This is a genomic window from Kordia sp. (genome assembly GCF_965283645.1).
In the GTDB taxonomy this organism is placed as follows: Bacteria; Bacteroidota; Bacteroidia; order Flavobacteriales; family Flavobacteriaceae; genus Kordia.
This window is the reverse complement of record NZ_CBDIPG010000001.1, coordinates 2,426,220-2,440,592: the sequence shown is the minus strand read 5'-3', so window position 1 is coordinate 2,440,592 and position 14,373 is coordinate 2,426,220. Positions and strand designations below refer to the sequence as shown.

General features: G+C 36.0%; 7 protein-coding genes. 6 read left to right on the top strand and 1 reads right to left on the bottom strand.

Annotation, left to right across the window (positions count from 1 at the left end):
- Positions 1 to 79 precede the first annotated feature (79 nt).
- Positions 80 to 283: a hypothetical protein gene (locus tag ACQ654_RS10775; RefSeq protein WP_430410336.1), complete on the bottom strand. Its 204-nt coding sequence runs from the start codon at positions 281 to 283 to the stop codon at positions 80 to 82.
- A 227-nt stretch (positions 284 to 510) separates the two neighbouring features.
- On the opposite strand from ACQ654_RS10775, the gene ruvB reads away from it, so the two are divergent.
- The 6 genes from ruvB (at position 511) to sprA (ending at position 14,370) form a co-directional block, all read left to right on the top strand.
- Positions 511 to 1,533 carry a Holliday junction branch migration DNA helicase RuvB gene (ruvB, locus tag ACQ654_RS10770; RefSeq protein WP_430410335.1) on the top strand — a complete coding sequence of 341 codons (1,023 nt, stop codon included), beginning with the start codon at positions 511 to 513 and terminating at the stop codon, positions 1,531 to 1,533.
- A 196-nt stretch (positions 1,534 to 1,729) separates the two neighbouring features.
- A complete protein-coding gene (locus ACQ654_RS10765) occupies positions 1,730 to 3,064 on the top strand; it encodes a cytochrome P450 (protein WP_430410334.1) in 1,335 nt (444 codons plus the stop codon).
- Positions 3,061 to 3,990, top strand: a complete 930-nt coding sequence (gene queG, locus ACQ654_RS10760) for a tRNA epoxyqueuosine(34) reductase QueG (RefSeq protein ID WP_430410333.1) — start codon at positions 3,061 to 3,063, stop codon at positions 3,988 to 3,990. The genes ACQ654_RS10765 and queG overlap by 4 nt, the downstream gene beginning before the upstream one ends.
- Before the next feature lie 140 nt (positions 3,991 to 4,130).
- The gene (locus ACQ654_RS10755) at positions 4,131 to 6,428 is read left to right on the top strand and encodes an NADP-dependent malic enzyme (RefSeq protein ID WP_430410332.1); all 2,298 of its coding nucleotides are present in this window, start codon (positions 4,131 to 4,133) and stop codon (positions 6,426 to 6,428) included.
- Positions 6,429 to 6,526: 98 nt separating this feature from the next.
- Positions 6,527 to 7,108, top strand: a complete 582-nt coding sequence (gene ruvA, locus ACQ654_RS10750) for a Holliday junction branch migration protein RuvA (protein ID WP_430410331.1) — start codon at positions 6,527 to 6,529, stop codon at positions 7,106 to 7,108.
- Positions 7,109 to 7,113: 5 nt separating this feature from the next.
- A complete protein-coding gene (gene sprA / locus ACQ654_RS10745; protein WP_430410330.1) occupies positions 7,114 to 14,370 on the top strand; it encodes a cell surface protein SprA in 7,257 nt (2,418 codons plus the stop codon).
- Positions 14,371 to 14,373: the final 3 nt, after the last annotated feature.

Here is a 14,373-nt window from a genome sequence, read left to right as displayed (position 1 = left end):
CCCGTAAAGACGAAAAAATACTATACAAAAAGAGTCGCTTTAACTGTTAAAGTGACTCTTTTTTTTGTTTTAAAATAAGTTACAGCGCATGACAAAATTGCCCTTGCTTTGGATCACTACTAAATAAACAATAATCATTAAAAGGAGGACTTGCGCAATGGCAACCATTCGGGCAAAAAACTTGGCAAAGGTTTCGAGGATTAATACCTCCACCGCTAATTTCTGCTTGTACTTTCTTCGGTAAAGACGTTGCGCCTTCTAACTGTAAAATGTTTTTTAACATAATTAAATAATTTTTGGTTATACGTGCTGTAATATTATTACTTTTTTGGTTGAAATAAAAAACTTACATCAATGTATTTGTAAATATTGTGATATAACTTGATGCTGAAATAACAAAAACAACGTTGCTCAAATCATGACGCTATGGCGTTTTTCTCTTATCTTTGTTATGAAGCTGTTGCATGTTGAAGAAGAAAAGTAGTGGCTTACATCTGAATTCAAATCTTTATGAACGAAAACTTAAATCCCAATAGCGACAACTACTCGCCAGAAGAATTAGACGTTGAAAAAGCATTAAGACCATTATCCTTTGAAGACTTTACAGGGCAAGATCAAGTACTAGAAAACCTAAAAGTCTTTGTGCAAGCTGCAAACTTAAGAGAAGAAGCATTAGATCATACTTTATTTCATGGTCCTCCAGGATTAGGGAAAACGACACTAGCACACATCCTAGCAAACGAACTCGAAGTAAGCATAAAAGTTACTTCTGGTCCAGTATTAGATAAGCCAGGTGATTTAGCAGGACTACTTACTAATTTAGATGAACGTGATGTACTATTTATAGATGAAATTCATCGATTAAGTCCAATTGTAGAAGAATATCTTTATTCTGCAATGGAAGACTACAAAATCGATATCATGATTGAATCTGGTCCAAATGCCCGAACGGTTCAAATCAATCTAAATCCATTTACACTAGTAGGCGCAACCACGCGTTCCGGATTGTTAACAGCGCCAATGCGTGCGCGTTTCGGAATTGCAAGCAGACTGCAATACTATTCTACCGAACTATTATCAACTATAGTGCAAAGAAGCGCGCAAATACTCAATGTTCCTATCACAATGGAAGCGGCTATAGAAATAGCAGGAAGAAGTCGTGGAACACCGCGTATCGCAAATGCATTATTACGTAGAGTTCGCGATTTTGCTCAAATAAAAGGAAATGGTAGTATTGATATAGAAATTGCTCGTTACAGTCTAAAAGCACTCAATGTAGATACCTATGGTTTGGATGAAATGGACAATCGAATTCTATCAACTATCATCGACAAGTTCAAAGGTGGTCCAGTCGGAATCACAACGCTGGCAACGGCAGTTTCTGAAAGTGGTGAAACCATTGAAGAAGTATACGAACCATTTCTCATACAGCAAGGATTCATCATCCGAACACCAAGAGGAAGAGAAGTAACCGAATTAGCATACAAACACTTAGGAAGAATAAAAGGTGCAACGCAAGGCGGATTGTTTTAGGAATGATAAATGCTAAATCTGTAATTGTGTGTTAATTTCGCCATTACAAGGAGTTAACGACGAAGTAATCTTATTTTAAAATTTTAAACCAAACAGATTGCTTCAATTTTTTTCAAAATTTCGCAAAAACGTTTCATAGTTTTCATAACAAAACCCAAAACCAAAATCCAAGCGAACCAACACCAAACACTCGAAAATGTACAAATACCCAAATAAAATTCCTTTCTTAAATCTGTTGTTGAGATCATCCTCCATAACACGAAACCCGATTCCGTTTCACAAAGAAGGTTTTGACAAACATGGTGATTCGTTTGCAATAAAAGCACCATTTGCTAAAACGGTAATGTTGACGCGTGATGCAGAAATTACAAAACACATTCTGCGAAAAAATCATCGAAACTATAACAAATCGAAAATTCAAACGAAATTCCTATCCAAATACGTTGGAAAAGGATTGTTGACGGCTAGTGGCGATTATTGGTTAAAACAACGTAGACTCATTCAACCTGCATTTCACAAAGAAAAACTACAAAAGCTAGTTTCTATCATGGAAGGCGAAATTGAAAAACAACTGCAAACGATTCAAGAAGGTGAAAAAGTGGCGCTATATCCAATCATGAATCAATTGGCGTTTCATGTGGTAGCAAAATCATTATTCAACTATTCTTCAGACGATCATACGATGTATCGTTTACAAGAAATCATTGAAAAACTACAAGACTTTATCATTCGCGAAATTCGTCAACCACACAAAAAATGGTGGTACAAAGCAAGTGGTTTGGTCAAAAAACATATGGTTTTAGTTCAAGAAAGTCGCGATATCATTAACAAAGTTATTGATGAACGTCGTTTGTCAGACAGAGCACATGACGATTTGTTAGATATGCTATTAGAAGCAAAATATGAAGATGATGGAACGTCCATGACCAACGAACAATTAATAGACGAAATCTTAATTTTCTTTGTGGCAGGACACGAAACAACTGCAAATGCACTAACATTTACATTTCACTTACTCGCAAAAAATCCACAAATACTAAAAAAAGCAGTTGCTGAAGTGGATACGGTTGACGACGCTTTACCGCATATGGAAAAGTTGAGCAAACTAAACTATGTCAAAAATTGTATAGAAGAATCCATGCGATTATATCCGCCAGCGTGGATTACAGATAGAGTTGCGATTGAAGATGATTCTTTTGCAACATTTAACATTGAAAAAGGAACAATGATAGGTATTTCATTTTACGAATTGCACCGAAACAAAAAATATTGGGACAATCCAGATGATTTTATTCCAGAACGTTTCTCAGATGAAAATCGTAAAAAAACAGCCGGACATTACTTTCCATTTGGCGCAGGTCCGCGAATGTGTATCGGAAATGGTTTTGCACTCTATGAAATGATGTTATCGGTAAATTCAGTATTAAAAAAATATCATATCGAAACAGATCAAAAGCCAATAGAAATTGCGCCATTAATCACACTAAAACCAATTGATTTACAACTAAAATTTATAAAACGTACTTCTTGAATGTAAAAGAAAGACATACAAAACAGATTAAAGAAGCTGCAAAACGACTTGGGTTTCTATCCTGTGGAATCTCAAAAGCAGCATTTTTGGAAGAAGAAGCACCACGATTAGAAGCTTGGCTCAATAAAAACATGCATGGCGAAATGCAATACATGGAAAATCACTTTGACAAGCGATTAGATCCAACAAAATTGGTTGACGATTCCAAATCGGTAGTTTCATTATTGCTAAATTACCATCCGTCAGAAACACAAAAAGATTCTGAAGCGCCAAAACTCTCAAAATACGCATACGGAACGGATTATCATTTCGTCATCAAAGACAAGCTAAAGCACTTACTCAACTTTATTCAAGAAGAAATTGGCGAAGTTTCAGGACGTGCATTTGTTGACTCTGCACCTGTATTAGACAAAGCTTGGGCAGCAAAAAGTGGTTTGGGTTGGATAGGGAAACATAGCAACTTACTCACGCAAAAAGTAGGTTCGTTCTATTTTATTGCAGAATTAATCATTGATTTAGAATTAGATTACGATTCTCCAATTACAGATCATTGTGGAAGCTGTACTGCCTGTATTGACGCATGTCCTACGCAAGCCATTGTAGATCCGTATGTGGTTGATGGAAGCAAATGTATCTCGTATTTTACCATCGAACTAAAAAATGAAATTCCAACGCATGTACAAGGACAATTTGACAATTGGATGTTTGGTTGCGATATCTGCCAAGATGTTTGCCCGTGGAATCGGTTCTCAAAACCACACAATGAACCATTATTTAATCCGCATCCAGAATTATTGTCTATGACAAAAAAAGAGTGGGAAGAAATCACGCAAGAAGTATTCAGTGAAATCTTTAAAAAATCTGCTGTAAAGCGAACAAAATATACGGGTTTGGTACGAAATATCAATTTTTTGAAAACAAAATAATAAGTTCATATACAGACTTTCCGTTAAATAATACCAAAGAAATCATATTAAATTTTTTCCTTTAAACTCAGACATTTAAATTTGCAAATTCATATTGCCAGCAATTGACAAACTAGCCAAAGGCGATGAAACCCATTCATATGAGTAATACAGAACGTAAAAGGAGAGAAGCACTTATATATCATGCGAAACCACAGCCAGGAAAAATCAAAGTGGTTCCTACCAAAAGATATTCTACCCAACGCGATTTATCATTAGCGTATTCACCAGGTGTTGCAGAACCTTGTTTAGAAATAGCAAAAGACAAAGCAAACGTTTACAAATACACCACAAAAGGAAACTTAGTAGCTGTAATATCTAACGGAACGGCTGTATTAGGTTTGGGCGATATTGGCCCAGAAGCCTCAAAACCTGTAATGGAAGGTAAAGGATTACTCTTCAAAATATTTGCGGATATTGATGTATTCGATATTGAAGTAGATACGAAAGATGTTGACAAATTCATAGAAACAGTAAAAAATATAGCACCAACGTTTGGAGGAATCAATTTAGAAGATATTGCAGCTCCAGAAGCATTTGAAATAGAACGCAGACTCATAGAAGAATTAGATATTCCCGTAATGCATGACGATCAACATGGAACGGCCATCATATCTTCTGCGGCATTAATCAATGCCTTAGAATTGGCAGATAAAAAAATTGAAAATGTACGTTTTGCAGTTTCTGGAGCAGGATCGGCGGCAGTTTCATGTATGAATTTATATGTGGCGCTTGGCGCGAAACTGGAAAACATTGCCATGTTTGATGCGGATGGTTTATTACACAAGGGCAGAACCGACTTGTCGCCAATGCAAGCGCGTTTCAGAACAGACAAACACTTTGATTCTTTAGCAGATGCAATGAAAGGAGCCGATGTTTTCTTAGGACTTTCTGTTGGAGACATCGTTTCACAAGACATGTTACGGGCAATGGCGGCAAATCCAATTGTATTTGCAATGGCAAATCCGACACCCGAAATTTCATATGCAGCAGCGATCGCTTCGCGTGAAGATATCATCATGGCTACAGGACGCTCCGATCATCCAAATCAGGTAAACAATGTACTTGGTTTTCCATTCATATTTCGTGGTGCTTTAGATGTGAGAGCAACCAAAATTAACGAAGCAATGAAAATGGCGGCTGTAAAAGCGTTAGCTGAACTAGCAAAAGAACCAGTGCCAGAACAAGTAAACATTGCTTACGGAGAAACAAATCTCAACTTTGGAACAGAATACATCATTCCAAAACCATTTGATCCACGACTTATTGCTAAAATTCCACCAGCTGTTGCAAAAGCGGCAATGGATTCTGGTGTAGCTACAGAACCAATTGAAGATTGGGTAAAGTACGAAGAAGAACTCTTACAGCGTTTAGGAGCCGACAATAAAATCATTCGCTTATTACACAAAAGAGCACGTACAAATCCGAAACGAATTGTATTTGCAGAAGCAGATCATTTAGATGTGTTAAAAGCCGCGCAATATGTATATGATGAAGGAATAGCGATTCCGATTCTTCTTGGAAACGAAAAAATTATCCGTGAACTTTGTGAAGAACTAGAATTTGATGGGAAAGTACAAATCATCGATCCTAAAAAAAACGAGCAAAGAGAAAAAAGAAAACACTACGCTGAAATCTATTGGAAATCGAGAAAGCGAAAAGGAGTTTCTATGCTTGACGCGAAAAGTAAAATGCGCGAGCGTAACTATTTTGCTGCAATGATGGTGAATGAAGGAGATGCTGATGGATTAATTTCAGGGTATTCTAGAAGTTATCCAACAGTTGTAAAACCAATGCTAGAACTTATAGGAACAGCAAAAGGTGTTAAAAAAGTAGCTACCACAAACTTAATGATCACGGAACGTGGCCCTATATTCTTGTCAGATACATCTATTAATATTGATCCGTCTGCGCGCGAATTGGCAAAAATTGCTCAAATGACAGCGTTAACGGTAAAAATGTTCGGACTCGAACCTAATATTGCCATGTTATCGTATTCAAACTTTGGCTCATCAGATCATGAAAAAGCGAAAAAAGTAGGCGAAGCCGTTGATTATTTGCACAGATATTATCCTGATATCAATGTAGATGGCGCAGTACAATCAGATTTTGCATTAAACAAAGAAATGTTAGCCGAGAAATTTCCATTTTCAAAATTAGCAGGAAAAGAAGTCAATACGCTTGTATTTCCAAACTTAGATGCGGCAAACATTACCTACAAACTCATGAAAGAGCTAAACAAAGCCGATTCTATTGGTCCTATAATGTTAGGAATGAGCAAGCCTGTTCATATATTGCAATTGGGCGCAAGTGTAGATGAAATCATCAATATGGCGGCTGTTGTAGTAGTAGATGCACAGGAAAAAGAAAAATGGCAATTACGAAAAGAAGAATCTTAAAAACGATTAGTATACCAAAATCATATATTAAAGCCAAAAATCGTTAAGTAAATGTGAATAAATTTATTACATTTGGAACTTTAACTAGTTGCAGATAAATGATTACTCACATACAAGGGAAGCTCGTAGAGAAAAATCCAACGGATGTCGTGATAGAATGTAATGGAGTAGGATATTTCATCAATATCTCTCTGACGACGTACTCTCAAATCCCGAATCAAGAAAATATAAAACTATTTACACATCATTATGTACGTGAAGATGTACAAGCACTCTATGGATTTTTTCAAAAGAGTGAACGCGCTGTTTTCCGTTTATTAATCTCTGTTTCAGGAATTGGGACAAATACAGCACGTACAATGTTGTCTTCGTTAACTTCCGAAAAAATATGTGAAGCTATTGGTGCGGCTGATGTGGCAACCATTCAAAGTGTAAAAGGAATTGGAGCCAAAACAGCACAGCGTGTCATCATAGAATTAAAAGATAAAGTCTTAAAATTATACGATCTTGAAGAAGTTTCAATGTCTCAAAGCAATACAAACAAAGAAGAAACGTTATCTGCTTTGGAAGTATTAGGTTTTGCTCGAAAACAATCTGAAAGAATCCTCGATAAAATAATTAAAGAAATGCCAAATGGAAGTGTAGAAGAATTGATCAAATTGGCATTAAAAAACTTATAAGTACCTTGAAAAATATTACCAACCTAATAACAAAAACCGCAAAAAGCACGCTTGTCGTGTTTACTTTGTTATTTACAACGATACTTGTGGCGCAAGAACCGACAACGACGCCACCAGATTCAACAGCTACGCAAACAGGATATGCTTTGGGTAAAATAAAACTCAAAGATCCGTCCAGTATTGTATTAAAATACACGTACGATCCTAAAATTGACAGATACATCTACACTGAATCTGTTGCAAATTTTGATATCAGATATCCTTTAATCTTAACACCAAAACAATATCGTGATTTGTTGTTAAAGGAAAGTATGAAAGGGTACTTCAAAGAAAAACTAGATGCAATTTCAGGTAAAAAAGACGGTTCTGAAGATGCACAAAAAAACTTATTACCTATATTTCCAATCAACTCCAAATTCTTCGAAAGTATATTTGGAGGAAATACCATAGAAGTAATTCCACAAGGTTCGGTAGCAATGGATTTGGGAGTTCGTTTCCAAAAAAATGACAATCCAGCATTATCACCAAGAAACCGAAGCAATTTAAGTTTCGACTTCGATCAACGCATCAGTTTAAGTTTATTGGGTAAAGTTGGGGAACGATTAAAAGTAACCGCTAACTACGATACAGAATCTACGTTTGACTTCCAAAATCAAATCAAATTAGAATACTCACCAACGGAAGATGATATTCTTCAAAAAATTGAAGTTGGTAACGTGAGTATGCCATTAAACAGTTCCTTAATTACGGGAGCGCAAAGTTTATTTGGTGTAAAAACAGAATTAAAATTTGGAAATACACGTGTTACAGGAGTTTTCTCTGAGCAGCGTTCGCAAACCAGAACAATTACAGCCCAAGGTGGAGGAACCATTGAAGAATTTGAACTTTTTGCATTAGACTATGATGAAGATCGTCACTTTTTCCTAGCACAATACTTTAGAGATCGATACGATGTAGCTTTAGAAAACTATCCATTTGAAAACACTCCTGTAGAAATTACAAGAGTTGAAGTTTGGGTAACAAACAGGTCTGCACGAACTGAAAATGTTAGAAATATTGTTGGTTTACAAGATTTAGGAGAAGCCAATCCTGATAAAACAAAAATAATCCAATCGGCACCATTTCCAGGGCAAGGCGTATTTTTTAACTCAGCAAACCCTGACGCATTTCCCGATAATGAAAACAATGATTACAACCCAGAAGCAATAGGTACAGGTTCTGTTTTAACAGATCAGATAAGAGACATTGCAACCATTCAGCAAGGATTTGGAATTTTATCAAACAATGTGCAAGAAGGATTTGACTATGTATATCTTGAAAATGCTCGAAAACTTAACGAAAACGAATACCAAATCAGTACAAAACTTGGTTATATTTCTTTAAATCAACGTTTAAGTAATGATGAAGTATTAGCCGTTGCCTTCCAATATACTGCTAATGGGCAAGTATATCAAGTAGGTGAATTTGCCAATGGAGGAATAGATGCTACACAGGTAACAAATACAGACGTAAACGGAAATCCAACACAAATAGAAAATCAAAACTTAGTTGTAAAACTATTAAAAAGTAGTGTTACGGAAGTAGATGATCCTATTTGGGACTTAATGATGAAAAATATCTACGCAACCAATGCATATCAACTAAGTCCAGATGATTTCAGATTAAACATCCTATATACAGATCCATCACCAGTAAACTACATTACAGCAGTAGAAGGTGGACCAGCACTTCCTGCAGATGTTCAGGATGAAATATTATTAAAAGTATTCAATTTAGATCGATTAGATATCTATCAAAACCCACAAGCTGGTGGAGATGGTTTCTTTGATTACTATCCAGGAATTACGGTTGATCAAGAGTTTGGACGAATCATCTTTACGAAAGTAGAGCCGTTTGGAGAATACCTATTCGAAAAATTACGTAATGCAGTTGCGGAAGATTATGACGATCCTAATGATTACAACGCAAACCAAACGAAATATGTATACCGATCAATGTATGCAGAAACAAAAGCGGGAGCGTTAGACGATGCTGAACTCAACAAATTCCAGTTAAAAGGTAGATACAAATCTGAAGGTGGAGACGGAATCCCATTAGGAGCATTCAATGTACCAAGAGGTTCGGTTGTGGTAACAGCAGGTGGAAGAGTATTACAAGAAGGAATTGACTATACTGTAAACTATCAATTAGGAAGAGTTCAAATATTAGATGAAGCACTAAAAGCCTCAAACACGCCAATTGATGTTTCGGTAGAAAACAACTCTTTATTCGGACAACAAACAAAACGATTTACAGGAATAAATGTTGAACATCAATTCAATAAAAATTTCTTAGTTGGCGCAACATTCTTAAACTTAAATGAGCGACCAATAACACAAAAAGCTAATTACGGAGCAGAACCTGTAAACAATTCCATTTTTGGATTTAACGCAAACTACTCAACAGAAGTACCATTCTTAACACGATTGGTAAATAAATTGCCAAACATTGATACTGATGTTGTTTCAAATGTATCTGTTCGTGGAGAATTTGCATACCTGTCACCTGGAAGTCCAAAAAATGCTGACTTCGCAGGAGAATCAACTGCATATGTTGATGATTTTGAAGGAGCACAATCTACCATTGATATCAAATCTCCGTTAGGTTGGTTCTTAGCAAGTGCGCCAGGAACTCCTGGGAATACCTTAGGTGATAACTTAGGAGGACAATTTGCCAACGATCAAATACAAGTTGGTTATCAACGTGCAAAAATGGCGTGGTATACTATTGATCCTGTGTTTTACGGAAATCAAGCACCAGGAGAAATAAATGATAGTGATTTATCATCAAATGAAACACGTAGAGTATTTGTAGACGAAATATTCCCGCAAACGGATATTGCTATCGGGCAAACCACGTTACAAACCACGTTAGACTTAGCATTCTATCCAGAAGAAAGAGGGCCATATAATAACAATCCGAACTTCGACACGCAACTGCCAGAAGATAACTTTGGGGGAATTATGCGACCAGTAACTACGACAAACTTTGAACAAGCAAATGTAGAATTCATACAATTTTGGGTGATGGATCCAACATACAATGAAGATGGTTCAATTAACAATATCAGTGGAGAATTAGTATTTAATATTGGTAATATATCTGAAGATGTTTTAAAAGATGGTCGCAAACAATATGAAAATGGATTGCCAGAAGCTGGTGCCTTAAATCCACTAGTAACAGAAACTTCTTGGGGAGTAGTGCCACAAACACAATCGTTAGTTTATGCGTTTGATGCTGATGATGGAAACAGACAAGTACAAGATGTTGGTTTAGATGGATTGGATGATACAGGAGAAGCAACAAAATATGATAACTACGCAGGAGAAGCGGATCCGGCGGCAGATAACTATCAATACTTTTTAAATGCGAGCGGAAATGTATTAGAACGTTATAAAAACTTCAATGGTACTCAAGGAAACTCGCCAATTGCAGTATCTGACACCAATAGAGGATCAACAACGGTTCCAGATGTGGAAGACATCAACCGAGATCAAACAATGAATACAATTGATAACTATTATCAATTCAGAATTCCAATCAATTCTACTGTCAACACATCCGTACCTTATGTAATTAATGAACTTGTAACGAGTACAGAAACGCCAGATCAAGGCGTTGTACAATCGCGTTGGTTACAAGTGAAAATTCCAATTGCAGACTTTAACAGATCTGCGGATGCAACAGTTACGCCAGATGAAAAAATTCCATTAAACGATTTACGTTCTATTCGTTTCATTCGTATGTATATGACTGGGTTTGATGATCCTGTAGTATTACGTTTTGCAACATTAGACTTAATTCGTGGAGATTGGAGACGTTACAACTTAACGTTACAAGAAAATGGTGACGATCCACAAACTGGTGGAGACGAATTAACGCAGTTTGATGTAAATACTGTAAACATTGAAGAAAACTCGAACAAGGATCCAATTGGGTATGTAACGCCTCCAGGAGTTGTTCGTGAGCAATTAAACAACAACAATACGGTATTACGTCAAAATGAACAATCGTTAGCAATGTCAATATGCGACTTGGAATCAGGAGATTCCCGTGGTGTATTCAAAAACATTGATATTGATTTACGACAGTATAAAAAATTAAAAATGTTTGTCCATGCAGAATCTTTGGTTGGGCAATCAAACCAATTGGGAGATCAACAAGCAGTTGCTTTTCTAAGAATTGGTAACGATTTTACACAAAACTATTATCAAATAGAAATTCCACTAAATGTTACATTAGACAATGAATCTTCACCTGAAGATGTGTGGAAAAATGAATTTGACATTCCATTGGCATTGCTTACGCGAATAAAAGCGGCAAACTTTAACAATGCATTAGGTGCTACGCAAGCGGCATACTACAATGAAAATGCCGAACCAATTACCAATCAATTTGCAGACTATTCACCAGATGAGCGTATGAGAATTGCCATTATTGGTAATCCGACAATTGGCCGTGTACGTTCTATGATGGTTGGTGTAAAAAATGCAACGGCACAAAGTTTAGATGCAACGGATACACCTGTTGGTGGATTTCCAATTTGTGGAGAATTTTGGTTTAACGAATTACGTTTAGCAGAATTAGAAAATGAAGGTGGTTGGGCAGCTGTTGGTTCTTTAGATGCAAACATTGCTGACTTTGCAAGTGTATCTGCAACAGGTAGAATAAGTACCGTTGGTTTCGGAACATTAGAACAAACCCCAAATGAGCGTAGTAGAGAAGATGTAAAACAATACGATATTGTAACCAATGTAAATGTTGGACAATTATTGCCGAAAAAATGGGGCGTAAAAATTCCATTCAATTACAGTATTGGAGAAGAAATAATAACGCCAGAATTTGATCCATTCTATCAAGATATTCGCTTAGAAGATCGATTAGACTTAGCGGAAACTCAGGAGGAGAAAGACAGAATCACAGAAGAAGCAATAAGCTACACAAAACGAAAAAGTATCAACTTTATTGGGGTTCGAAAAGAAAGAGGTGCGGAGCAAAAACCACGTTTCTACGATGTTGAAAACTTTACATTATCATACTCATACAACGAAATTGAACATCATGATTATGAAATAAAATCATTACGCGACCAAAATGTGCGTGCTGGTTTTGATTACAACTACAACTTTCAACCAACATCTATTGAACCATTCAAAAAATCAGATTCTCTATTCACAGGAAGATACTGGAAATGGTTAAAAGACTTAAATTTCAATCCATTACCAACAAGTATTTCATTAAACTCAAATATTACAAGAAGTTTCAATGATCAAGTATATAGAGATCCTTTATTGCCAGATGCTGAATTGGAAAACTTACCACGATTACAACAACGTAATTTTCTATTCGATTGGTCATATGCAATCAACTATAACCTAACCAACTCATTACGTTTCAATTTTACAGCCGCAAATAACAACATCGTGAACAACTATTTTGATGAAAATGGTGATATTGATGTAGATTACGGAATTTGGGACGGATTTTGGGATGTTGGTGATCCAAATACACATACGCAATCATTGCAATTAACATATGAATTGCCGCTAAACAAAATTCCAACATTCAGTTTCATAAATGCTACTTATACATATACAGGTGACTTTAACTGGCAACGTGGTTCGGATGTATTACAAGAAGTTTCGGGAGAACGTTTAAATACAATTCAAAACGCAAACACACACAACATAAATGCGTCACTTGATATGACCAAATTCTATAAGTACATAGGATTGGAAAGAAAACGCAAAGGAAACCGTAAAACAAACTTAAGAGGCGGAAACAGATCGCAACCTGGATCTCCAGCAAATGCCACCGCTGATCAAAAGAATAACAGTTCTAAAAGTAGTGTAGGAGCAAAAATATTCAATACGGCTGTTGACATCTTAGGAAGTGTAAAAAGAATAAATATAAGTTACTCTGAAAATAATGGTAAAGTTTTACCAGGATATACACCATCTATCGGGTTCATTGGTACTTTAAAACCTTCTGTCGGATTCGTGTTTGGTAGTCAGGCTGATGTTCGATATGAGGCAGCTCGTAGAGGTTATCTAACAGAATTTACAGAATTTAACCAGCAATTTACACAAGTTCACAATAAAAATTTAGACATTACTGCAACTGTTGAACCTTTAAGAGATCTTAAAATTGACGTAGTTGCAAATCGTAACTTCTCTGAAAACTTCTCTGAACAGTTCAATGTGCAAAATGGTGAATACATTTCATTATCGCCAAATGGTGCAGGAAACACATTTGGAAACTTTGGAATTTCAACCTTATTAATAAAAACGGCGTTTCAACAAAGTGATGCAGACAACTCAGAAACATTCTCTCAATTTGAAGACAATAGGGAAATTATTGCAAGACGTTTGGCAATTGCCAACGGGCAACCGCTAACAGATACAGATGGTGATGGTTTTCCTGATGGATATGGAAAAACAAATCAAGCAGTATTATTACCAGCTTTCTTAGCGGCGTATACAGGAAAAGATGCAAATGATGTAAAATTAAAAGCATTTAGAGATGTGCCAATTCCAAACTGGACCATAAAGTATACAGGTTTAATGCGATTAAAATGGTTTAAAAAACGTTTCAAGCGTTTCTCATTATCACACGGATATCGTTCAAGCTATACAATCAATTCATTTAGAAATAACTTAGATTATGATGCGGCCAATCCGTTTGCAGCTTCAAATGTAGATCAAGGAGGGAATTTTCACAATCAAAACATATTCTCTAATATCAACTTAGTGGAGCAATTTAATCCATTAATTAGAATTGATTTTGAAATGAAAAACTCTGTCAAAATCTTAGCAGAAGTAAAACGAGACAGAGCATTATCATTAAGTTTTGACAACAACTTGCTCACAGAAGTTGCCGGAAACGAATACATTATGGGATTAGGATATCGTTTCAAAGATGTTCGAATAGATACCCGAATTGCAGGAAAGAAAACAACTTTAAAAGGAGATTTAAACTTAAAAGCAGATTTATCATTGCGTGATAACATTACAATTATCAGAAGTTTAGATTTGTTCAGTAATCAAGTTACCGCGGGACAAACACTATGGTCACTAAAATTTACAGCAGATTATGCACTTAGTAAAAACCTAACAGCATTATTCTATTACGATCATACATTCTCTAAATTTGCAGTATCTACTGCGTTTCCACAAACAACAATACGATCAGGTTTTACACTTCGTTACAATTTTGGAAATTAACAA